At 73.2% G+C, this 21877-nt stretch carries 18 protein-coding genes and 2 pseudogenes; 5 read left to right on the forward strand and 15 right to left on the reverse strand.

The window, feature by feature from the left end:
- Window positions 1–89: 89 nt before the first annotated feature.
- From ABZ948_RS37845 to ABZ948_RS37855, 3 genes are all read left to right on the forward strand, one after another.
- The gene (locus tag ABZ948_RS37845) at window positions 90–947 is read left to right on the forward strand and encodes an ANTAR domain-containing protein (RefSeq protein ID WP_359767486.1); all 858 of its coding nucleotides are present in this window, start codon (window positions 90–92) and stop codon (window positions 945–947) included.
- A gap of 135 nt (window positions 948–1082) precedes the next feature.
- Window positions 1083–1919, forward strand: coding sequence for a DUF1206 domain-containing protein (locus tag ABZ948_RS37850; protein ID WP_359767488.1), 837 nt, complete (start codon window positions 1083–1085; stop codon window positions 1917–1919).
- A gap of 28 nt (window positions 1920–1947) precedes the next feature.
- Window positions 1948–2382, forward strand: coding sequence for a hypothetical protein (locus ABZ948_RS37855; protein WP_359767490.1), 435 nt, complete (start codon window positions 1948–1950; stop codon window positions 2380–2382).
- A gap of 16 nt (window positions 2383–2398) precedes the next feature.
- On the opposite strand, the gene ABZ948_RS37860 is transcribed toward ABZ948_RS37855, so the two are convergent.
- The 9 genes and pseudogenes from ABZ948_RS37860 to ABZ948_RS37900 all read right to left on the reverse strand — a co-directional run bounded on the left by ABZ948_RS37860 (window position 2399) and on the right by ABZ948_RS37900 (window position 12037).
- Window positions 2399–4639, reverse strand: coding sequence for an FUSC family protein (locus ABZ948_RS37860; protein WP_359767492.1), 2241 nt, complete (start codon window positions 4637–4639; stop codon window positions 2399–2401).
- Between the two features lie 92 nt (window positions 4640–4731).
- Window positions 4732–6105, reverse strand: coding sequence for an NAD(P)/FAD-dependent oxidoreductase (locus ABZ948_RS37865; RefSeq protein ID WP_359767494.1), 1374 nt, complete (start codon window positions 6103–6105; stop codon window positions 4732–4734).
- A 209-nt stretch (window positions 6106–6314) separates the two neighbouring features.
- Window positions 6315–8042, reverse strand: a complete 1728-nt coding sequence (locus ABZ948_RS37870; protein WP_359767495.1) for a PP2C family protein-serine/threonine phosphatase — start codon at window positions 8040–8042, stop codon at window positions 6315–6317.
- Window positions 8039–8695, reverse strand: a pseudogene (locus ABZ948_RS37875) (SpoIIE family protein phosphatase); the annotation flags it as partial. The gene ABZ948_RS37870 and the pseudogene ABZ948_RS37875, both read right to left, overlap by 4 nt.
- A 513-nt stretch (window positions 8696–9208) precedes the next feature.
- Window positions 9209–9631: pseudogene (locus ABZ948_RS37880) on the reverse strand (anti-sigma regulatory factor); the annotation flags it as partial.
- Window positions 9631–10071, reverse strand: coding sequence for an anti-sigma regulatory factor (locus ABZ948_RS37885; RefSeq protein WP_359767516.1), 441 nt, complete (start codon window positions 10069–10071; stop codon window positions 9631–9633). The gene ABZ948_RS37885 and the pseudogene ABZ948_RS37880, both read right to left, overlap by 1 nt.
- Entirely contained in the window at window positions 10071–10490 is a 420-nt protein-coding gene (locus tag ABZ948_RS37890; RefSeq protein WP_359767497.1) for an STAS domain-containing protein, read from the reverse strand. The genes ABZ948_RS37885 and ABZ948_RS37890 overlap by 1 nt, the downstream gene beginning before the upstream one ends.
- Window positions 10487–11374 (reverse strand): STAS domain-containing protein, encoded by an 888-nt coding sequence (locus tag ABZ948_RS37895; RefSeq protein WP_359767499.1) that lies wholly within the window; start codon window positions 11372–11374, stop codon window positions 10487–10489. Before ABZ948_RS37895 ends, ABZ948_RS37890 begins: the two co-directional genes overlap by 4 nt.
- Window positions 11375–11641: 267 nt before the next feature.
- Entirely contained in the window at window positions 11642–12037 is a 396-nt protein-coding gene (locus tag ABZ948_RS37900; RefSeq protein ID WP_359767501.1) for an STAS domain-containing protein, read from the reverse strand.
- Window positions 12038–12376: 339 nt separating this feature from the next.
- On the opposite strand from ABZ948_RS37900, the gene ABZ948_RS37905 reads away from it, so the two are divergent.
- On the forward strand, window positions 12377–12748 hold the full coding sequence (locus ABZ948_RS37905; RefSeq protein ID WP_359767502.1) for a PRC-barrel domain containing protein: 372 nt from the start codon (window positions 12377–12379) through the stop codon (window positions 12746–12748).
- A 39-nt stretch (window positions 12749–12787) separates the two neighbouring features.
- On the opposite strand, the gene ABZ948_RS37910 is transcribed toward ABZ948_RS37905, so the two are convergent.
- Together ABZ948_RS37910 and ABZ948_RS37915 are read right to left on the reverse strand one after the other, a co-directional pair.
- Window positions 12788–13222 (reverse strand): ATP-binding protein, encoded by a 435-nt coding sequence (locus ABZ948_RS37910; protein WP_031118746.1) that lies wholly within the window; start codon window positions 13220–13222, stop codon window positions 12788–12790.
- A gap of 116 nt (window positions 13223–13338) precedes the next feature.
- The gene (locus ABZ948_RS37915; protein ID WP_359767504.1) at window positions 13339–15237 is read right to left on the reverse strand and encodes an AMP-dependent synthetase/ligase; all 1899 of its coding nucleotides are present in this window, start codon (window positions 15235–15237) and stop codon (window positions 13339–13341) included.
- A gap of 152 nt (window positions 15238–15389) precedes the next feature.
- Here ABZ948_RS37915 and ABZ948_RS37920 point away from each other — a divergent pair, with 152 nt between their 5' ends.
- Entirely contained in the window at window positions 15390–15623 is a 234-nt protein-coding gene (locus ABZ948_RS37920; protein ID WP_359767506.1) for a DUF6480 family protein, read from the forward strand.
- A 26-nt stretch (window positions 15624–15649) separates the two neighbouring features.
- Here ABZ948_RS37920 and ABZ948_RS37925 read toward each other — a convergent pair whose 3' ends face one another.
- From ABZ948_RS37925 to treS, 4 genes are all read right to left on the reverse strand, one after another.
- Window positions 15650–16738 (reverse strand): glutamate--cysteine ligase 2, encoded by a 1089-nt coding sequence (locus tag ABZ948_RS37925; protein ID WP_359767508.1) that lies wholly within the window; start codon window positions 16736–16738, stop codon window positions 15650–15652.
- Window positions 16739–16848: 110 nt separating this feature from the next.
- Window positions 16849–19056: a 1,4-alpha-glucan branching enzyme gene (glgB, locus tag ABZ948_RS37930; RefSeq protein WP_359767510.1), complete on the reverse strand. Its 2208-nt coding sequence runs from the start codon at window positions 19054–19056 to the stop codon at window positions 16849–16851.
- A 3-nt stretch (window positions 19057–19059) separates the two neighbouring features.
- Entirely contained in the window at window positions 19060–20430 is a 1371-nt protein-coding gene (locus ABZ948_RS37935; protein WP_359767512.1) for a maltokinase N-terminal cap-like domain-containing protein, read from the reverse strand.
- A 28-nt stretch (window positions 20431–20458) separates the two neighbouring features.
- The coding region (gene treS, locus ABZ948_RS37940; protein ID WP_359767514.1) for a maltose alpha-D-glucosyltransferase at window positions 20459–21877 on the reverse strand (1419 nt) is incomplete at its 5' end.

Here is a 21877-nt window from a genome sequence, read left to right on the forward strand (position 1 = left end):
GGTCCGCCCCCCCCCCCCCGGGGCGGGGGCCCCCGGCCCCCCCCCCCCCCCCCGGGCCCGTCTGTCGCCGAGCACCACCTAGGAGTCACATGTCCACAGCGGGGCGGACGACCGCCGACGACGACGGAGAGCTGGAGCGCCTGCGCGCCCAGGTGCGCGACCTGCGGGCCCGGGCCCGTGTGTACCCGCTGATCTCACAGGCGCAGGGCATGGTGCAGGAGCGGTACGCGCTCCCCGACGGGGAGAGCGCCTTCGCGCTGATGCAGCGGGCGTCCCAGCGCTACAACGTCAAGCTGCGCACGCTGGCGGGCGTCCTGGTCACCGCACCGCGTCCCGACGGCCGGGAGCCGCTGTGGTTCCCGCGCCGCGTCCGCCGGCCGGAACCGGACCTGACCTTCACCACGGCCCACCGCTCCGGCTCCGGCAGCCGCGGCGCCGTGCTGAAGGCCGTGCTGAGCCGCACCCTTACGGTGACCGGCACCCACATGGGCAACGTCCAGCTCACCGACCCGGCCCGGGGCGGTCTGCGCATCAAGGAGCACACCGGGCTCACGCCCGACTTCGTCGACTTCTTCGCCCACGTAGGGGAGGACGGCACCTCCTGTGCCCAGGCCGCCCGGGACGTCGCCCAGGTCACCGTGCGCGAGGTGGAGAGCGACCCGGTGTTCACCGAGCCGGCCCGGCGCGCCATCCTCGCGGCCGGCAGCAGGGCCTGCCACAGCGTCCCGCTGACCACCGCGTCCGGGACGTGCGTCGGCATGGTCTCCGCCCACCTGGACCGCCCCCTCAGAGGCCTGACCACGTCCCAGACCGAGGCCCTCGGCACCATGGGCGCCGAGGCGGGCCGCTGGCTCGCCTGGCACGACCGCACCGTGGTCCTGGACGCCCTGGAGTACCTGCACGCCCAGGGCCGCGCCGGCCGCGGCTCGAGGATGCGGCGGTCCTGAGAGCGCGGTGACGGACGTGACGCCGCCGCGCGTCCGGGGCGGCAGACCCCGGCTCTGGCCGGAATCCCCTGGTCCGGAGGCCGCGCCGGGTGTGTGGCGGCCGAGCCGGGGCATCCGGAGTGCCGGGAGGTCGACATGGACACGAGTGCGTTGGCACAAGGTCGGTTCCGGGCCCGGCGAGCGGCGCGGGGTTCGGTGACCGAGGGAGCGGCACGGGCGGGCCTCGCCGCCCGGGGCGTGATCTATCTGCTCGTCGGTGCCCTGGCCCTGCAGATCGCCTTCGGCGACACCGGCGAGCAGGCCGACCGCGGGGGAGCCCTGGCGGAACTGGCGCAGCAGCCGTTCGGCGCGGTGCTGCTGTGGGCGCTGGGCATCGGGCTCGTCGGCATGGCCCTGTGGCGGCTGTCCGAGGCGCTCTTCGGCTCCGTCGGACAGGACGGCCGCAGCGCCCGCAAGCGGCTGCTGGCGACGGTCCGCTTCGCCTTCTACGTCTTCGTCGCCTACTCCGTGCTGTCCTTCGCGACCAGCCGCGACCAGAGCGGCGGCGGCTCCAGCGACCGGCAGTCCCGGGACGCCACCGCGCGGGCCCTGGAGCTGCCCGGCGGCCAGTGGCTGGTCGGCGCGGCCGGGATCGCGATCGTCGCCGCGGGCGTCTGGATCGGCGTACGGGCCGTGCTGCGCAAGTACCACGACAAGCTCCGGCTGGGGCAGCTGAGCCACCGCACACGGCAGCTGGTGGACGTCACCGGCGTGGCCGGCGGTGCCGCCCGCGGGCTGGTGTTCGCGGTGGCCGGCGTCTTCGCCGTCCGCGCCGCCGTCGACTACGAGCCCGACCGGGCCAAGGGCCTGGACGACACCCTGCGCAGCTTCGCCGACACCCCGCTCGGCCCCTGGCTGCTGGTCTGCGTCGCGGCCGGGCTCGTGCTGTTCGGCGTGTTCTCCTTCGCCATGGCCCGCTGGCGGCGCGTCTGAGCCGCGTCGTGCGGGGAACACGATGCCAATGAGCGATTCCGAGATTCCGCATGGCGACGGCCGGCCCGTGGACGTGTACCTGGACCTCCTGCGCATCCGGATGGACACGGAGGACTACCGCCTCCTGATGCGTGTGGTGGAACCGGTCCTCGAGGCGATCGACGAAGAACGCCTGTCCAGCCTCGACTTCGCGCTCGACTCCGGGGGCGGCGACGAGCTGCCCCAGGAGGTCCGTGACGAGGTGGCCCTCGTCATCGCCACCGCGGTCACCGGCCGCCTGGACAACGAAGTGGTCGAACTCGACGTCGACGACACCGGCCCGGTCAGGATCGTCACCGACGCGAACACCGCGTCCGACCCGGTCCGCCTCGGCGAGATAGCCGACTACATCAAGGAACGGCACCGGCAGACCGAGGAGCTGCGGGGCATCGCCGAGGTGAGCGGGCTGCCCACCGACTTCTGACCGGCGGGGCCCGCGCTCACTTCCTCGGCGCCGCCACCGGCACGCCCAGCGGCCGGGCGAGACCCAGCACGGCCTCGTCCAGCCGCTCCAGATGCCGCAGCACGCGGTCGGTGATCCGCCCGTAGCGCGGTGTGCCGGCGTCGGAGCCCAGCAGCGAGGCGATGCTCGGCCCGGTCTCGACCTCGGCACGGGCGTGCTCGTCGGCGACCCGGGCGGCGATCGTCCCGATGTTGCGCACGGTGCGCCCGGCGGCCCCGCGCAGCCGTGGGTCCGCCGCGATCGAGGGATGCGTGGGCAGCAGCTCGGCGGTCGCCGCCAGGGTCCGCGCGTGGTACGCGCAGGTCTCCAGCAGCGCCACCACGTACCGGGCGGTGTGGCGCCGGGCCCGCAGCGGCGTGACCGGGTGGGTCAGCGGCTGTGTGGCGGCCCGCAGGTCCGCCAGCGCCTGGTCCAGGTCGCGCGCCTGGTCCAGCAGGTCGTCCGCGGGCCCGCCGCTGAGCTGGCCGACCGCCGCCTCCGTGACGGCGGCCAGCCGGTCCAGCACGGTGCCGAGCAGCTCGTTCGTACGGCGGTCCGTGCGCACCGGCAGCACCAGCGCCGCCGCGACCACCCCGCAGGCCGCACCGAGCGCCGTCTCCTCGATCCGCAGCACGAGCACGTCGAGGCTGTAGGTGTGCAGCAGGGTGTACAGCAGCCCCAGCATCGCCGTGACGAAGAACGACATCAGCGTGTACGACAGCGGCGCCACGTAGAACATCGCGAAGATCAGCACCAGGACCAGCGCGAACGCCGTCCACGTGTGCTGCCCGACCAGACCGGCCAGCACGATGCCGGCCACCACGCCGAACACCGTCCCCAGCAGCCGCCGGTAGCCCTTCACCAGGATCTCGCCCGTCGAGGCGGTGTTCAGAAAAACGATCCAGCACGTCAGCACGGCCCAGTACCAGCGCTGCGTGGACAGCAGCTCGCCGCCCACGATGGCCAGTGTCGACCCGACTGCGACCTGCACGGCCGCGCGCGTGGTGGGCCGCCGCAGACCCGTCTGCTCCTCCTGCGCCGCCTCCTCGCCGCCGTCGATCGCGGCGTCCTCGGCGTCCAGCTCCTCCCGGGAGCGGGCGGTGGCGGGGGAGTCGTCCGACTCGTCCTGCGGGCCGTCCAGCGCGATCCGCAGCCCCAGCACCGCCCGCGCGGCCTCGCCGATGCCCCGGAAGACGTCCTGGACGGCGCTCGGGGCGGGCGGCAGGTTCTCCTCGTCCCGGTAGCCGAGGAGCCGGTTGCGCACATGGGCGAGCGCGGTGCCCGCGTCCCCGCTGCCCGCCCGCAGCACGAGCGCCAGCAGCGCCCGCAGATCACGGCGGAGCGTGGCGGTGGCCTCGTCCGGCAGGGCCGGCTGCCCCATCGACGGCGCGGGCGCGCCCGGCAGGTGCAGGGTCAGCGTGTCGGCCCGTTCGGCGCTGCGCGCCGACAGCAGCAGCAGACCCAGCCGCTCGGCGGCGATCTCGGCGTCCGCGATCCGGCGCTGCACCAGCCGCGCCACCGACTCGTCGGGCGTGCCCTCCTCCAGCCGGGCCTGGATCATCATCGCCGTCTCGTGCAGCCGCGCGGTGCCCTCGCGTACGGCGTCGAGCGCCTTGTCCATCTCGTCCGCGTCGGCGTCCAGCAGGTCGAGCTGCGCGGACACCAGCTGCGCCAGCCGGGCCCGGAAGGCCAGCCGCAGCCGCAGCAGCACGCCCGCGGGGGTGGCGGGCACGACCGCGAACCGCATCACGGCACTGGAGGCGAACGCCAGGGCGATGGCGCCGCACAGCACGGGCAGCGCCGAGACGGTGGCGCCGACGAACAGGGACAGGAAGTAGACCTGGAAGCCGATCAGGCCCAGCGCGGTGCCGCGGTCACCGAACCGGCGGCCGTAGACCGCGCAGAAGATCAGGACGACGAAGAAGACGTCACCGACGAGGAGACGCGCGTTCAGCACCGCGCCCAGGGACACCGACGCCAGCGCCACCGGCAGCCCCAGCGCCAGGGTCACCGCCTGGGCGCCGAGCTGCTTCTCCCGGATGGCGAAGGTGGCGACCATCGCCGCCATGGCCCCCGCCACCAGATGGTGCACATCGGCCCGCAGCAGGGAGAGCACGGCCAGGGTGAGGGCGATGGCGCCGACCGTCCGCAGCCCGGCCGTCAGGCGCAGCAGCCCGGGGTCGGAGGCCGCGATCCGGTCCCGCAGTCGTGTCCGCACCGAGCGTCCCGCTGCCCTCACGCCGCCGCACTCTCTCCCGACTCGCACTCACACCAAGATCCGCACCTCAGCATGTCATGCCACGAGCGGAAGCTCCCGTCCGGGCCGGGGCGCTACTCCTGCCGGCCCGTTCCCTCGACGTGCTCCCGCACCTGCTCCGGCGTCAGATACGCGTCCGTGTACTCGAAGTCCTTCAGCCGGGCGGCCTTGCGGGCCTGGAACCCCGTGCGGACGAAGTCGTCGCCGGCGACCGCGTTGAGCAGCCAGTTCGTCATCACCCGCGTCTTGGCCACGTTGGTGCGCAGCGCCGACCAGTGGTACCCGCGGGCCACGGCCTGGGCGGGCAGGCCGCGCAGTTCGATGCCCAGCGGCTTGGAGACCGCGTCGGTGCCGCCCAGGTCGACGACGAGCCCGAGGTCCTTGTGCACGTACGGCTTCATCGCCTGGCCCCGGAGCGTCGCGATGACGTTGTCGGCGACGTGCCTGCCCTGCCGCAGGGCGTGCTGCGCGGTGGGCGGGCACATGGCGCTGTCGTCGCCCTTGGCCAGGTCGGGCACGGCGGCCGAGTCGCCGAGCGCGAACACCCCGTCGTTGCCGGGCAGGTTCATCTCGGGGGCGACCGCCAGCCGCCCCTTCACCGTCTCCGCGCCGAGCGTGGCGATGAGGGGACTGGCGACGACGCCGGCGGTCCAGATCAGCGTGCGGGTCGGGATCACCCGCCCGTCGGTGAAGGTGACCTCCTCCGGACCCGCCTTGGCGATGGAGGTGCCCAGGGAGATCTCGATGCCCCGCCGCCGCAGGATCTCCTGCGCGCTGCTGCCGAGCTTGTCGCCCAGCTCCGGCATCAGCTTCGGCGCGATGTCGATCAGATGCCACTTGATCAGACCCGGGTCCAGCCGCGGGTAGCGCTTGACGGCGGCGTGCGTCAGCCGCTGCAGGCACGCCGCGGTCTCGGTGCCCGCGTAGCCGCCGCCGACCACCACGAACTGCAGCCGCGAGGCCCGCTCCTCGGGGTCCTGGCTCGCGTCGGCCAGGTCCAGCTGCGAGATCACGTGGTCCCGGATGTACGCCGCCTCGGCGAGCGTCTTCATCCCGAACGCGTGCTCCGTCAGCCCCGGGATGTCGAAGGTCCGGGTGATGCTGCCGGGGGCCAGCACGATGTAGTCGTACGGCTCGTTGACGATCCGGTCGGTGATGGTGCGGATGACGCACACCTTCGCCTTCAGGTCGACTCCGATGGCGCCGCCCGGAATGATCCGCGTGCGGTACTTCTTGCTGCGGCGCAGGGAGACGGCGATCGACTGCGGCGTCAGCACCCCGGAGGCGACCTGGGGGAGCAGCGGCAGGTAGAGCTGGTAGGCGAACGGCGTCACCAGCGTGACGTCGGCCTCGTCCGGGGAGAGTTTCCGTTCCAGACGGCGGACGCACTCCACGCCGGCGAAGCCTGCGCCAACCACCAGGATCCTGGGTCGTGTCACGGTGTTCATCCCTTTCTGCGGCTCCAGGCGGTCTGCCTCGAACGCCTTCCGACTGCCCCTGGATCGCCGGTTCGCACCCCTTCGATCCCACCGCCTGCCCGACGGGTACGCCAGTCGGACGTGGCAGGCAGACGAACGCGTCGATCACCACCATGCCCGCACCGTGGCCGAAAAGCACCAGGCGGGAGTGAAGAAGGCGTGCACACCCGGGCCCGCCGTCAGGACGCGGCGTCCCCGCGGAGGTGACACAGCAGCAGGCACACGTCGTCGTCGCGCTCCGAGTCGCTCAGCAGCGGATGGAGGATCCGGTCCGCCGAACCCGCCAGGTCCGCGTCCAGCTCCCCGGAACGGAACCCGCCGAGCGCCGTGGCCAGCCGCCCGATGCCCGGGTCTATGCCCTGCGCGCGCCGCTCCACCAGGCCGTCCGTGTACAGCGCGAGCGTCGAGCCGGGCGCCACCGGCACGGTGTGGTCGTGGATCTCCTGGGTGAGCGGGATGCCGAGCATGGCGCCGGGCTTGGCGTCCAGGATCCGCACGCTGCCGTCGGCCAGGCGCAGCACCGGCGGCGGATGGCCCGCGGCGGCCCAGGTCAGCGTGGGCTCGTCCGGGTGGAAGCGGGCGATGACCGCGGTGGCGTACAGATCCGGCTGCAGATGGTGCAGGAACCGGTGCAGCCGGGTCAGCAGCCGGCCCGGGCTGTCGCCGTCGACGGCGTACGCCCGCAATGCGGTGCGCAACTGGCTCATCATGACGGCCGCGTGCAGCCCGTGCCCGGTCACGTCGCCGACGACGGTGATGAGCCCGCCGTCCCGCTGGGGAAAGGCGTCGTACCAGTCACCGCCGATGTTCAGCCCGTGCGTGGCGGGCAGATACCGCGCGGCCAGGCTGAGGCCCGGCGTGGCCGGCAGATCCGTGAGCAGGGCGCGCTGCAGCGTCTCGGCGATGTCGCGGTTGTGCTCGAAGCGCCGCGCGTTGTCGATCGCGATGCTGGCCCGGCGCGTCAGCTCGATCAGCATCACCGCGTCGTCCGGGTTCCACCGCGCACCGGGCGGTGACAGCGTCAGCACGCCGAGCGGCGCCCGCCGCGTCGGCAGCGGCACGCACAGCAGCGGCCGCGCGGGATCCAGCGCGGACGGCGGCTGGTCGTCGACCCCGGGCAGGTTGCCCGGATGGTCCGCGGCGTACTGGGGCCGCCCGGTACGGGCCGCGACCACGGCGGCGGCCGGATGCGGCGCCGAGCGGTGCTTGTCGTCCTCGTGGTCGAACAGCCAGACGTCGACGCTGCTCGCGTACTCCGGCACCAGCAGGTCCGGCAGCCGCCGCACGATCTCCTCGTGGTTGAGGGAGGCCGTCAGCACGGCGCTCGCGTCCGCGAGGAACGTCAGCCTGCGGCGGGCGCTCTCCGCCTCGTTGCGGGCACTGCGCTCGGCGGCGAAGGCCTCGCGCTGCGCCCGGCCGGCCGCGTCCAGCTCGGCGTGCAGCGCGAGGACGCCCTGGTTGGTCTGGTGCAGCTCCTCGCGGTGGAAGGCGACCAGGTCCTCCTGCTCGGTGAGCTTGTCCAGCACGACGGCGGTGTCCTCGTCGGCGCCGAGCAGCGCCTCCGCGAGGGCGGCCGGGTCGTCGGCGACGGTGCCGCCCTCCGCGGCCTGGGCCGCCTCCGGGCAGGGGACCGTGACCTCCCAGGGCGGCTCCCCGGCGGCGCACGCCTCCGGCGACGGGGTCACCACGGCGTGCAGCAGACCCTCCTCGGCGGGAGACCCCGCGACGTTCAGGGTGAGCACCCAGGTGCCGCCCTTGGTGAGGCACTGCCGCAACTGGGCGCTGAGGGCGGTGGCCAGCCTGGTCCGTTCCAGGGTGGGCACACCGTAGGCCGCGGCCAGGCGCGCGAGGGCGATGCGGGCGCGGGCCGCGTCAGTGACGGTGGTGATCTGCCAAGTGCGCATCATGGGCGGTCCGGCGGGGTCGGAGTCAGCACGGCCACGGCGGTGTCGTCCCGCACCGGGCGGGCGGGACTGCTCGCGTCGCGTATCGTCACGGCGGCCGTCACGGCCGGGTCCGCCGTCGGCAGACCGGCGCCGGACGGCGGCGTCCAGCGGCTGGGCAGACCGTCGGTGTGCAGGATCAGCAGCCGGTCGGCCGCCCAGTCGGCCTCCTCCTCGCGGAGCGTGGTGGGCCGGTGGACGCCGACGATGCCGGGCCGCGACAGCAGCGGACGCCAGGTGCCGTCCGCGCGCAGCCGGGCCCCCACGTTCCCGATGCCGGCGAACCGCAGCCGCCCGGTCCGCAGGTCGAGCTGGGCCACGGCGACGGCCGCGCCGCGGGTGCCCTTCAGCGCGTCGTGGATCCGCCGCAGCGACTCGGCGGGGGAGAGGCGGGCCCAGCGGTGCAGCTCCGCGACCGCGGCGGACGAGGCTCGGGCGGCCTCCGGGCCGTGTCCCAGCCCGTCCGCCAGCATCAGCGTCACCCGGTCCCCGGACCGCACCCACGTCCACGCGTCACCCGAGTACTCGGCTCCGCCGTAGGGGATGTTCACACCTCCGGCCCGCACCTCACCGACGGGCCCGGAGGGCTCGGCCGCCGCACCGGCCCGCGCCGCCCGCCCCGCCGCGCCGCCGCCGGCCGACGGGCGGTCCCAGGGCGTACGCCGCCCCGGCAGATCGTCCGGCGCGCCGCCGCCAGCGGGTCCGCCGTCCGGCCGCGCGCGGTCCCAGGGCGTAGGTCGGCTCGGCTGGTTCTCCGGCCCGCGACGGGCGGGCCCACCGTCCGGCAGCGCGTGGTCCCACGGCGTACGCCGACCCTGCTCGTCCTCCGGCCCGCCGCTGCGGCCGGGCCCGTCGTCCGGCACGCCGACGCCCCCCGCGACACCGGACGCGGCCGTGTGCCCCGTCAGGCCGCCGCATGCCACGGCGACCGCCGGCGGCTGCGCCCGCGACTCACTGCCCGGCCCGTTATCCGGCCCGGCACCCGGCCACGGCGCGGCGCCGGTGCCCTGGCCCTCGGGCCAGGTGTCGGCGCCCCGCGGGCCACCACCCGGCGTGCCCGGCCCTGGGCGTCCCGACAGCCCGTCGGCCCACACCGTCACCGTCGAACCCGCCGTGGCGGCGCCACCCCGGGGCGTCGTCCCCACCCGGGCCACCGCCACCGTGCCGCGGCCCGGCGTGCTGTGCAGGCCGAAGTCGTCGGCGAGACGCAGACACGTGCCGAGACCGGCCCCGAGCGAGCGGGTCGTCGAGAAACCGTCGCGCACGGCCGCGGAAACGTCGGAGATGCCCGGCCCGTGGTCGATCGCGGCGATCTGCACGACCCGGGCCCGCGTCCGGCCGTCCCCCGGCTCGGGCGGGTCCACGACGTCGATGAGCACCTGCCCGCCCTCGGCGTGCTTGAGCAGGTTCGTGGCCAGCTCGGTCGCGACCAGCGCGGCGGCAGCGGTGCGCCGCTCGTCCAGCCCGGCCAGCTTGGCCGCGTCCTCGGCGGCGACCCGCGCGTCGCGGACCCGGGTCGAGTCGCGCACCGGGACGTCCCACACGCGGGGCATCACACCTCCTCGCGCGGGCGCGGCGGCCGGCCCGCCCAGCAGGTGACCCGGACGGTGGTGCCCGCGCCCGGCGTGCTCTCGATGTCGAACTCGTGTACGAGGCGCCGTGCCCCGCTCAGCCCCATCCCCAGCCCGCCCCCGGACGTGTAGCCGTCGCTGAGCGCCTGGTCCAGATCGGCGATGCCCGGCCCCTCGTCCGAGAAGGCCAGCCGGAGCCCCTGGGCGGCCCCGCTGCTGACGTGCGTCGCCGCCATCTGTCCGCCCCCGCCGTGCACGAGGGTGTTGCGGGCCAGCTCACTGGCCGCCGTGACGAGCTTGGTCTGCTCCACCAGGCCGAAGCCGAGCCGGGCAGCGGCCTGCCGCACATGCTGTCGCACCCACACCAGGTCCATGTCCGACCGGATGGGCAGGCAGGCCTCCACGCCCGCGGCAGTGTGCATCACGGACTCTCCTGACGCGGGCCGCCGGGACGGGTCACCGGGGCCTGCTGCGCGAGGAGCTCCATGCCCGCCTCGGTGCTCAGCGCGGTGCTCAGCCCCGGCAGTGTCAGACCCAGTTCCACCAGGGTGATGGCGACCGCCGGGCGCATGCCGGCCACCACGGTCCGCGCCGCCAGCAGCCTGGACTGTGCCGCGATCTCGGCCAGCACCCGGCCGAGGAAGGAGTCCACGATCTCCACGCCGGAGATGTCGATGAGGACACCGCGCACCCCGGTACGGGAGATCGTCTCCGACAGGTCCTGCTGGAGCTGCTGCGCCGTGCTGTCGTGCAGATCCCCCTGGAGCGTCACCAGCAGGACGTCGCCGAGCCGCAGGACCGGCACATGGCCTGTGACGGGACGGGAGTACGCCTCGCTCACCGCTGACCCGCACCCGGGTTCACGATGTCCGCGCCGAGCTCGTGCAGGGCGTAACCCAGCGCGTCGGCGAGACTCGCCCGGGTGATCACGTCCAGGTCCAGACCGAGATGGACGATGGTCTGCGCGATGGCGGGGCGGATGCCCGAGACGATGCACTGGGCGCCCATCAGCCGCGCCGCTGCGACCGTCTTCATCAGGTGCTGCGCCACCAGCGAGTCGACCGTCGGCACACCGGTGATGTCCAGGATCGCGAACCGGGCGTGCTGGTCCACCACGGCGTTCAGCAGCGTCTCCATCACCACCTGGCTGCGGGCGCTGTCGAGCGTCCCGATCAGCGGCACGGCCACGATGCCGTCCCACAGCCGGATGACCGGCGTGGCCACCTCCAGCAGCTGCATCCGCTGCCGGTCGCTGAGCGCCTGCCACTCGCTCAGCGCCGACTGCATCGCCACCAGCCGCAGGGTGCCCATCAGCACGGTCAGCGCCGTCGAACACGCCCGCAGGTGCTCGGGCGGCGCCTGTTCCAGATCGGCGGCCAGGAGGTTCTCGACGGGCGGCCGCAGGGCGGCCAGCTCGCTGGAGACCTGGGTGTTGGACAGCCCGGCCCGGGAACGCGCCGCGCCCATCCGGGACAACTGCTCGCGCACCCCGCTGAAGCCGGCGGCGTCCGGGTCCTCCACCTGGTCCGAGTCGGCCACCTGGGCCAGCGCGTCCACGACGACCTTGCCCGCTTCCACCGCCTCCTCGCGCGAGACGGTGAACACGGCGCGGAACAGGGGCTCGTCCGCCCACCGCTGGGCGATCTGCTCCCGCCGCCGGTGCAGGAAGTCCCTGACCTCGTGCGTGGGCGTGACGAACTGTCCGTCCGCTTCGTGCTCCGGCACCTGGTTCTCTCCTCATCCGCGTTGCGTCGACCGAACCCGCTTCAGGCAACGAGACGGCGCTGTGACCCTTGCCGGGCGCCAACTCTAACCATGCGCCGACCTCGTACGACACCGGATCCGGCGCAAGCGTTCCGGTCCCGGGCGACGGCGGCCGGCCACCGCCGTCACCATCGTGCGAGGGGCGCGAACCGCCGTCCGGGCAGGGCGGAGCGAGGGCACCGGGCCGCCGGTCTCCGCCGGCGCCGTGCCCTGGGGGCACCCGGTCCGTCAGGCGCCTTCTTCCCCCTCGGGGGTCTGCGGCCCTGCGTCGACGCGGGCCAGAGCCTCGTCCACGCTCTCCGATATCGGCACCGTGATGCTCACGCCCGTCAGGTCGAGGATGCGCCGCACCGCCGGGGTCGGGCCGATGACGTGCACGCTGCCGTCGTTCCCGCGGGTCTCCTGGTACACCCGCAGGATGATGTTCATCCCCGACGAGTCCATGAACGGGACGGACGACAGGTCGAGCAGGAAGTGACGTCGGCCGTGGTGGAGTTGGTTGGCCAGATGGGCCTGGAACTCGGTCGCGGTGTCGACGTCCAGGTAGCCGTCGACCGTGATCAGGGCCACGTCCTCCCGGGGCAGTTCGACTTCCACGGACAGCGGGTTCTGGGCGAGGGGCACGGGTACCTCCAACAAGTGCTACGGCCTGGGCTGGTCACCTCCGGGGGTGACCGCGGTGCGGGACGACGCCGGTCGTGTCGCGGACTCGAGTGCCGTTTCTCATGTGCCTCCCTTCGCAGTGGGGCTCCGATTTTCACCGCGCCCCCGCGATTACCCCGGAAACCGCCCTCCATTCCCCCCGATCCGAACATCGCCCGGGACCGCCCCCGTCGTACGGTGCGGGGCGGGTGCCCCGAATGCGCTTGCGGCAGGAGGGTAATTGCTGCTGTGGAGCAGGCGGTCGGCATCCGTCCGCCAGGGCTCGAGCGATCCGCACACCGCCAGGGAGGATGGGACAGCGTGGCCATCGACAGAATCTGGTCGTACGCGCCGGCAAGCGGTCACACCGAGGGACAGGACCTGACCGGGTTCACCGTCGCCGCGACCGACGGCACGATCGGGCACGTGGACCGCGAGGCCGCCCCGCACGCCATGCGGCATCTGGTCGTCGACACCGGCGTCTGGGTGTTCGGCCGCAGCGTCCTGGTGCCGGCCGGGGTCGTCACCGGCATAGACACGCAGGCCCGGAAGATCACTCTGGCCTGCAGCAGGGGAGACGCCAAGGCGGCGCCCCGTTTCCAGACCGACAGCGAGACGAGGGACCGGGAGTACCTGACGGCCGTGGGCGACTACTACCACCGCCTGCCGCCGCGCGCGGCGACCTCGGTCTGAGCCGGTCACGGGCGCCCCGCGCCCGTGACGCTCCCGGCTTCACCAGGGCAGGAACACGTGCACGTCCTTGCCCCGGTCGTCGGTCACCACGCTGACCTGGTCGCACAGGGTGTGGATCAGGTGCCAGCCGATGCCGCCGCCACCGCTGCGCGGATCGAAGGGGCGCGGGGCGGGCTCGGTGGTGCTGGTGTCGTGCAGGACCACGTGCACTCCGTCGAAGGTCCGGCGCATCCGCAGCGCGAACGGCCCCGGCGCGTACTGGACCGCGTTGGCGGCGAGCTCCGTCACCACCAACAGGATGTCGTCCCAGTACTCGGGGGCAGAGGGCGGCGAGGAGCGTGCCAGATCACGCAGGAACTCCTCCGCGGCCAGCCGCGCACCCGTCACGTCGTGCGGCTCGCCCACGAAGCTGTTCGTGCGGCTCGGGATCTCCTCGGAGGTCAGTGCGTCATCCCCACGCGGCTCGGTTGACATATCGCCTTTCCGGCCCGGCGTCAGCAAGGGCTGTCGTCAGGGCTGTCGTCCTTTCTCTTGCGTCGCCACTGTTGCGTGTTCCCGACGGGACGAGGCCTACGCGTCCGGGCGGCTGCTCAGCGGAACACGCTGTCCGAGTCGTCCCAGTTCGACGGTTCGTCCACCGCGCTCGGCCGCCCGGGACGCCTGCGGGACAGGTACATCGCGTCGATCTCGGACGCGTAGTGCCGCACGATCTCGTCCCGGCGCAGCTTCATCGACGGGGTCAGCAGGCCGTTGGTCACGTCGAACGGCTCCGGCAGCACCCGGAACACCCGGATCGACTCCGACGGGGACACCGCGCTGTTGGCCGCGGCCACGGCCCGCGCGACCTCCTCCCGCAGCGCGTTCTCCTCCCGCGCCTCCCGCATCTCGCCCTGCAGCGCCAGCGCCGCCCGCCAGTGCGCCAGGAACTCCGGATCCAGCGTGATCAGGGCGCCCACACACGGCCGGTTGTCGCCCACCACCACCGCCTGGTGGATGAGCGGGTGCATCCGCAGCCGCTGCTCCAGGGCGAGCGGGGCGACGCTCTTGCCGCTGCTGGTGACGATGATGTCCTTCTTGCGGCCGGTGATCGTCAGATAGCCCTCCGCGTCCAGCCGCCCGAGGTCCCCGGTCGCCAGCCAGCCCCCGCGCAGCGCGGCCCGGGTGGCGGCCTCGTCGCCCACGTATCCCTGGAACACCGACGGACCCCGCACCAGAATCTCCCCGTCGTCGGCCACCCGGATCTCCGTGCCCGGCAGCGCCTGCCCGACCGTCCCGGACTTCTCCCGGCCCAGCGGCTGCATCGTGACCCCGCCGGCGGTCTCCGTCAGGCCGTACCCGTCGTGCACGTAGATGCCGATGCCCTCGTAGAAGAGGGACAGGTCACGGCTGAGGGGCGAGCCGCCGGAGGTCGCCCGCCGCACCCGGCCGCCCAGCGCCGCCCGCAGCCGGCGGTACACCGTGCGCTCGTACAGGGCGTGCTGCAGCCGCAGGTCGAAGGCGGGCCCGCGGCCCCGGCCCAGCCGCTGGCGCTCCAGGGCCGCGGCGAAGTCCCGCGCCGTCTCGGCCGCCCGCTCGAACAGCCCGCCGTGACCGCCCTGCTGGGCCGTGCGCAGGAAGTTCTTGTAGATCTTCTCCAGGACCGAGGGGACCGCGTAGAGGTACGTGGGCCGGAAGGTCCGCAGCGCCGACGACAGCGCCTCGGCACTCAGGTCGGCCTGGTGCCCCATCAGCAGGCCGCCGCGCACGCACAGGCCCTGGATCATCAGTCCGTACACATGGGAGAAGGGCAGGAACGCGAGGACCGAGCCCTGCTCGCCGCGCGCGGCCGCCGTGTGCCCCCAGCCCGCCAGCAGCGTGTCGCACGGGCCGGCCAGATTGCGGTGGCTCAGCGCGCAGCCCATCGCGTGGCCGCTGGTGCCGGAGGTGTAGGCGATGACGGCCGTGGAGTCCGGCAGCACGATGCGGCGCATCGAGTCGACCGTGGCGAGCGGGATGAACTCCCCGCGTCCCGTCAGCTCCGCCAGCGCGCCCGCGTCCAGCTGCCAGACGTGCCGCAGCAGCGGCAGCGAGGCGCACACCGAGCCGACGGTCATCACGCCCTGCTCGTCCTCGACGACCACGGCCACGCAGCCGGAGTCCCGCAGGATCCACTCCACCTGGTCGCGCGACGACGTCGGGTAGACCGGGACGACCTCGGCGCCCACGGCCCACAGCGCGTAGCACAGGACCGTCCACTCGTACCGGGTGCGCGCCATGATCGCCACGCGGTGGCCCGGCGCGATCCCGGAGGCGATCAGGCCCTTGGCCACGTCCATCACCTCGTCGCGCAGCTCGATCGCCGTCACCTCCTCCCAGACGGCGGAGGCGGGGTCGGTGCGCCGGGCGAGCATCGGCCGGGTGGGATCGCGGTCCGCCGCCTCGAACACGCTGTCGGCGAGCCCGCCGGTCAGCGGGGCGACGGCCGGTGGAGCGAGGGCGAGATCGCGCATGCACTGCTCCTGACATGTACGGGGTGTGACATTGCCGACGGGTACCGTCATCGGCGCGGTGCTCGAATGTAGTCGAGGCGGGACCCTCCGGGTCGGGAAATACGGAAGTGGGCCCGCTGATGATCCGGGCGTGATCGGGGGACCCGGACGGCATGAGTCACATCAATCCCGATCCCGAACCAGAACGCACCCCCGGTCTGGAGCCGGGCGGCGGCGTACCGCCGGGCGAGACCCCGCCCGCGGAGAGCAGCCTCCCCGAGGCGGGGCCCCGGGAGACGCACAACCCGCCCAAGGGCTGGGGCAAGGGGCCACTGGCGCTGATCATCGTGCTCGCGGTGCTGATCGCGGCGTTCTTCCTGGCCTACGCCCTCGTCCTGATCCTCTGAACCCGCTCCCGGCAAGGCGGGGCGTCTCACGCCTGCGTGTGGCGGACGCACTCGGTGACGACGTCCCGCAGGCTCCCCGTGCGCTCGAACAGCTCCCGCTGCACCTGGGCGCCGTTGCCGTCCCGCAGCAGTTCCTCGCACCCGGTCCGGGCCCGCTCCAGGTCACCGGTGTCCGCGAGGGCCTCCTCGACGTGCTCCAGCAGGGCCCGCACGACGGCTTCGGCGGGCATCCGCCGCATGGTCGCGGGGTGCAGCAGTTCGCCCGCGAGACCGGACCGGGCCGCCTGCCAGTCGGCCAGCCGCAGCAGGCTGACACTGTGGTCGAGCGGCTCCCGGCCGGCCCGCCACTCGCGCGCCGCGGTCTCCACCAGCCCGCGGACCAGGGTGGCGACCAGTACGGCCGTGCCCGCGTGCAGACAGACGTCCGAGACCCGGATCTCCACCGTCGGGTACCGCTGCGACAGCCGCGCGTCGAAGTAGATCATCCCGTCGTCGAGGAGGGCACCGGTGGCCACCATGTCCGCGATCAGCCGGTGGTACCGCTCGGCCGAGCCGAAGATCTCGGTCGGGCCGGCCGACGGCCAGCGCAGCCACACCCGGCTGCGGTAGCTGCTGTACCCGGAGTCCTTGCCCTGCCAGAACGGCGAGTTCGCGCTGAGCGCCTTCACGACCTGCAGCCAGGGCCGCACCCGGTCGATGACCGCGACGCCCTCCTCGTCGGAGTCCACGGCCACGTGCACATGGCAGCCCAGGACGAGCTGCTCGCGGGTGGCGATGCCGTACTGGTCCGCCATCCACTGGTAGCGCCGGTTGACGCCGACGGCGGGACTGACCGGCAGCGGGGAGGTGGCGAGCGCCGCCACCGTGCAGCCGATCTCCCCGGCGTGCCGGGCGGCCTCCTTGCGGCAGCGGACGATCTCCGCGCGCAGGGCTTCCATGGACGACTGCGGATGCGTGGCGAACTCCAGCATCTGCTCGTGGAGTTCCTTCTCGAACACGTCCCGGTCCGCGTCGTCCCGCGCGGCCCGGGCGAGCACCGCTGCGGACAGTGCCCGCGGGTCCCCGGTCTCCGGATCGACCAGGAGGAGTTCCTCCTCCACTCCGACGGTGCGCACCCTGTTGCCCGCCCTTCTCTGCCCTGCCGCGTCCACCACCGGGTTCTCCCGGTGGTAGACCCCCAGTGCCCCTCACAGGCGGGTGGGACACCTGGTCGGGCGGCAGGACTTCACGCAGCGAACGGCGTCAGCCACACGGTGGCCAGCGGGGGCAGCGTGATCCGGACACACCCGTCCTCCGGTTTGACCGGATCCGGGTGGGTCACACCGCTGCCGCCGTAGCGCGTGTCGTCGGTGTTGAGGGTCTCCTGCCAGGCGACGACGTCCCCCGGCACCCAGAGGCCGTAGTCGTGCCGGACGACGGGGGAGAAGTTCGACACGGCCAGCAGCGGGTTGCCCTCGGCGTCGTACCTGAGGAACGCGAAGACGTTGTCGTCGGCGGAGTCCACCGCCACCCACCGGAAGCCCTCCGGCCGGGTGTCGCACTGCCACAGCGCGGGCGTCGCCCGGTAGACGGCGTTGAGGTCGCGGACCAGGTCGCGCACGCCCCGGTGGTCGCCCGCCGAGTGGTAGTCCTCGTCGAGGAGCCACCACTCCGGCCCGTGCTCCACGGACCACTCGGCCCCCTGCGCGAACTCCTGCCCCATGAACAGCAGTTGCTTGCCGGGGTGGCCCCACATGAAGCCGAGGTAGGCGCGGGCGGTGGCGCGCCGCTGCCACCAGTCGCCCGGCATCTTCGACACCAGCGCCTGCTTGCCGTGCACGACCTCGTCGTGGGAGATGGGCAGGACGTAGTTCTCGCTGTAGGCGTACACCATCGAGAACGTCATCTCGTGGTGGTGGTACTTGCGGTGCACCGGCTCGTGGGCGATGTACTCCAGCGAGTCGTGCATCCAGCCCATGTTCCACTTCAGCCCGAACCCGAGCCCGCCGGTGTCGGTGGGCCGGGTGACCCCGCCCCAGGCGGTGGACTCCTCGGCGATCGTGACGACGCCGGGGGCCCGCCGGTACACGGTCGCGTTCATCTCCTGCAGGAACGCCATGGCCGCCAGGTCCTCCCGGCCGCCGTAGGCGTTGGGCTCCCACTGGCCGTCCTCGCGCGAGTAGTCGAGATACAGCATCGAGGCGACCGCGTCCACGCGCAGCCCGTCGATGTGGAACTCCTCGCACCAGTACACGGCGTTGGCCACGAGGAAGTTGCGCACCTCGGTGCGGCCGAAGTCGAACTCGTACGTGCCCCAGTCCGGGTGCTCGGCCCGCCGCTCGTTCCCGGGCTCGTAGAGCGGGTCCCCGTCGAAGCGGGCGAGGGCCCAGTCGTCCTTCGGGAAGTGGGCGGGCACCCAGTCCATGATCACGCCGATGCCGGCCCGGTGACAGGCGTCGACGAAGTACCGGAAGTCGTCCGGCGAGCCCAGCCGCGCGGTCGGCGCGTAGAAGCCGGTGACCTGGTAGCCCCACGAGCCGTGGAAGGGGTGCTCGGCGACCGGCATCAGCTCCACGTGCGTGAAGCCGAGGTCCTTGACGTAGCGCGGCAGTTCCTCGGCGAGCCGGCGGTAGGTCAGTCCCGGGCGCCAGGACGGCAGGTGCACCTCGTACACCGAGAACGGCGCCTCGTGCACGGGCGTGTCGGCGCGGTGCGCCATCCACTCGGCGTCGCCCCACTCGTAGTGCGAAGCGGTGACGATCGACGCCGTGTTGGGCGGCTCCTCGGCACGCCGGGCCATCGGGTCCGCCTTGAGGAACCGGTGGCCGTACCGGGAGTGGATCTCGAACTTGTAGGCGGTGCCCTCGCCGACGCCCGGCAGGAACAGCTCCCACACACCGGACGCGCCCAGCGAGCGCATCGGGAACTGGGTCCCGTCCCAGTACGTGAAATCGGTGGCGACGCGCACGCCCTGAGCGTTCGGCGCCCACACCGTGAACCGGGTGCCGGCCACGCCCTCGTGGGTCATCGGCTGCGCGCCGAGCGCCTGCCAGAGCTGCTCGTGCCGGCCCTCGCGGATCAGGTGCAGGTCGAGTTCGCCGAGCGCGGGCAGGAAGCGGTACGGGTCGTGCACCTCCTGCTCACCGCCGTCGTACGCCACGTGCAGCGTGTACGCCGGGATCGTGTCCAGGGGCAGCACGCCCGAGAAGAGGCCGTCGCCCTCCGAGGCGAGGGCCGTGCGCCGCCCGTCGATCACCACGCTCACGGAGCGGGCGAAGGGGCGCAGCGCCCGGAACACGATCCCGCCGGGGACCGGGTGGGCGCCCAGCAGCGCGTGCGGATCGTGGTGGGCGCCCGCCAGCAGGCGTCCCCGGTCCTCGGTGCCCAGGGCGGGCGCGGTGGTGCTCGGGACCGGGCCGGCCGGCTCCGGGATTGAGGTGTCTCGCAGGGCCACGGCTCAGTCTCCTCTCACGGCGAGGCGCTCGATCGCCGCCATCGGTACAGGCAGCCAGTCGGGGCGGTGCCGTGCCTCGTACAGCACCTCGTACACGGCCCGGTCCGTCTCGTAGGCGCGGAGCAGTCCGTGTTTCTTGCGGGGGTCCCAGCCGGCGCGGCCGGCGTAGCCCGCGCAGTAGGCCTCGCGGCAGCGGCGGGCCCACTCCGGGCGCCAGGGGCGGCGCTGCCGGGCGGCGTAGTCGAAGGAGCGCAGCATCCCGGCGATGTCCCGCACGGGGGAGTGGGCGCTGCGCCGTTCGGAGAGCGGCCGGGACGGCTCGCCCTCGAAGTCGATGACGAACCACTCGCGTCCGGCCCGCAGCACCTGCCCCAGGTGCAGGTCGCCGTGGATGCGCTGGGCGGGCGGACCGACGTCGCAGGTGGTCAGGGCGGCGAACGCGGCCCGCAGGCCCGGCACGAACGGCTGGAGCGCGGGCACGCAGTGCGCGGCGGCGGTCAGGCGCTCGTTCATCGCGGCGGCCGTCCGCCCGTTCTCCCCCGGCTCGCCGACCGGGAAGGCCGAGGCCAGGGCGAGGTGGACCTCCGCCGTGGCGGCGCCCAGCGCCCGGGCGTGGGCCGTGAAGTCGTCCCCGGCGGCCAGCGCGTGCAGCGCCAGCGTCCAGCCGTCGGAGGCGTCCCGCAGATACGGCTGCAGCACGCCGAGGGTGGCCTTGAACGGGTGCTTCGTCTGGAACCAGGCCACGGGCGCCGGGACGCGGTGGCAGCCCTGCCGGGCCAGCGCCCCGGGCACCTCCAGGTCCGGGTTGACGCCCGGCTGGATGCGCCGGAAGACCTTGAGGATGTACTCGTCGCCGTACACCAGCGAGGAGTTGGACTGCTCGGCGTCCAGCAGCCGCGGCACCAGTCCGGCGGGCACCTGCTGGTCCGCGTCGCACTCGAAGCGCAGCGGACCCGCGGTCCCGGGGTGCCGCAGCCGGTCCAGCAGGAGCTGGGCCGAACGGGGGTCGTGCAGCGCGTCGTAGACCGTCAGACCGGCCAGCGGTCCGTCCTGCACCTGCCCGATGAGCGCCCGTCCGAGGCGCGGCGACGGATGCTCCCGCACGCCGAGCAGCAGTTGGTAGCAGTCCCCGGCCGGGGGCGCCCCGCCGGGGGAGGGCACGCCCGTGTGGCCGGCGTGACCGGCGTGGACCAGCAGGTGCAGACAGCCCGGGAAGAGCTCGGTCATCGACAGCAGGCCGAGTTCCGTGACGGGCCGGTCCTTGCCCGCGAACCAGCGCTGCCGCGGCAGCCAGTCGCGCAGCAGCCCGCCGAGCGACTCCATGGGCTCGGTCAGGCGCGTGGGGCCCGGGCGGAGGGATGCGGTCTTCGGCATGGTCACGCCTCCTTTCGTCGGCGCATGCTCACAGTCGCCGGCCGATGCGGGATGCGACTCGAGTGAGCCGGAACCAGTAGAAGCCGTGGCCCCCGAGGGTGAGCAGGTACGGAAGCTCACCGATGGCCGGGAAGCGGACCCCGCCGAACAGCTCCACGGGGTGGCGCCCGGCGAACTCGCGCAGGTCGAGTTCGGTGGGCTGGGCGAACCGCGCGAAGTTGTTCACGCACAGCACCAGGTCGTCCTCGTACTCCCGCAGGAACGCGAGCACCGCCGGGTTGGAGGAGGGCAGTTCGGTGTAGGAGCCGAGGCCGAAGGCCGGGTTCTGCTTGCGGATCTCGATCATGCGGCGGGTCCAGTGCAGCAGCGACGACGGCGAGGACATCGACGCCTCGACGTTGGTCACCTGGTGGCCGTAGACCGGGTCCATGATCGCCGGCAGGAAGAGGCGGCCCGGGTCGCAGGTGGAGAAGCCCGCGTTGCGGTCCGGGGTCCACTGCATGGGGGTCCGGACGGCGTCGCGGTCGCCGAGCCAGATGTTGTCGCCCATGCCGATCTCGTCGCCGTAGTAGAGGATCGGCGAGCCGGGCAGGGCCAGCAGGAGCGCGGTGAACAGCTCGATCGTGTGCCGGTCGTTGTCCAGCAGGGGAGCCAGGCGCCTTCGGATGCCGATGTTGGCGCGCATGCGGGGGTCCTTGGCGTACTCGGCCCACATGTAGTCGCGCTCCTCGTCGGTGACCATCTCCAGGGTCAGCTCGTCGTGGTTGCGTAGGAACATCCCCCACTGGCAGCCCGAGGGGATGGCCGGGGTCTTGGCCAGGATCTCGGAGACCGGGTAGCGGGACTCGCGGCGGACGGCCATGAAGATGCGCGGCATGACCGGGAAGTGGAACGCCATGTGGCACTCGTCGCCGCCGTTGGCGTAATCGCCGAAGTAGTCGACGACGTCCTCCGGCCACTGGTTGGCCTCGGCGAGCAGCACCGTGTCGGGGTACTGGGCGTCGATCTCGCGGCGGACCCGCTTGAGGAAGGCGTGGGTGGCGGGGAGGTTCTCGCAGTTGGTGTCCTCGGCCGCGTACAGGTACGGCACCGCGTCCAGCCGGAACCCGTCGATGCCGAGGTCCAGCCAGAACTTCAGCGCGGCCAGGATCTCCTCCTGGACGCGCGGGTTCTCGTAGTTGAGGTCGGGCTGGTGCGAGAAGAAGCGGTGGAAGAAGTACTGGCCGCGTACCGGGTCGAAGGTCCAGTTGGACGTCTCGGTGTCGACGAAGATGATCCGGGCGTCCGGGTAGCCCTTGTCGTCGTCGGCCCACATGTAGTAGTCGCCGTAGGGCCCGTCGGGGTCTTTGCGGGACTCCTGGAACCACGGGTGCTGGTCGCTGGTGTGGTTCATGACGAAGTCGATGATCACGCGCATGCCGCGCTGGTGGGCGGCGTCGACGAACTC

The organism is Streptomyces olindensis (assembly GCF_040645895.1).
Taxonomy (GTDB): domain Bacteria; phylum Actinomycetota; class Actinomycetes; order Streptomycetales; family Streptomycetaceae; genus Streptomyces; species Streptomyces olindensis.

Coding starts and splice junctions, on each gene's coding strand:
- ABZ948_RS37935 (WP_359767512.1), bottom strand. CDS start 20,430: ATGCCGAAGACCGCATCCCTCCGCCCGGGCCCCACGCGCCTGACCGAG.
- ABZ948_RS37885 (WP_359767516.1), bottom strand. CDS start 10,071: ATGCACACTGCCGCGGGCGTGGAGGCCTGCCTGCCCATCCGGTCGGAC.
- ABZ948_RS37850 (WP_359767488.1), top strand. CDS start 1,083: ATGGACACGAGTGCGTTGGCACAAGGTCGGTTCCGGGCCCGGCGAGCG.
- ABZ948_RS37910 (WP_031118746.1), bottom strand. CDS start 13,222: ATGTCAACCGAGCCGCGTGGGGATGACGCACTGACCTCCGAGGAGATC.
- ABZ948_RS37920 (WP_359767506.1), top strand. CDS start 15,390: ATGAGTCACATCAATCCCGATCCCGAACCAGAACGCACCCCCGGTCTG.
- ABZ948_RS37855 (WP_359767490.1), top strand. CDS start 1,948: ATGAGCGATTCCGAGATTCCGCATGGCGACGGCCGGCCCGTGGACGTG.
- ABZ948_RS37915 (WP_359767504.1), bottom strand. CDS start 15,237: ATGCGCGATCTCGCCCTCGCTCCACCGGCCGTCGCCCCGCTGACCGGC.
- ABZ948_RS37870 (WP_359767495.1), bottom strand. CDS start 8,042: ATGATGCGCACTTGGCAGATCACCACCGTCACTGACGCGGCCCGCGCC.
- ABZ948_RS37845 (WP_359767486.1), top strand. CDS start 90: ATGTCCACAGCGGGGCGGACGACCGCCGACGACGACGGAGAGCTGGAG.
- ABZ948_RS37865 (WP_359767494.1), bottom strand. CDS start 6,105: ATGAACACCGTGACACGACCCAGGATCCTGGTGGTTGGCGCAGGCTTC.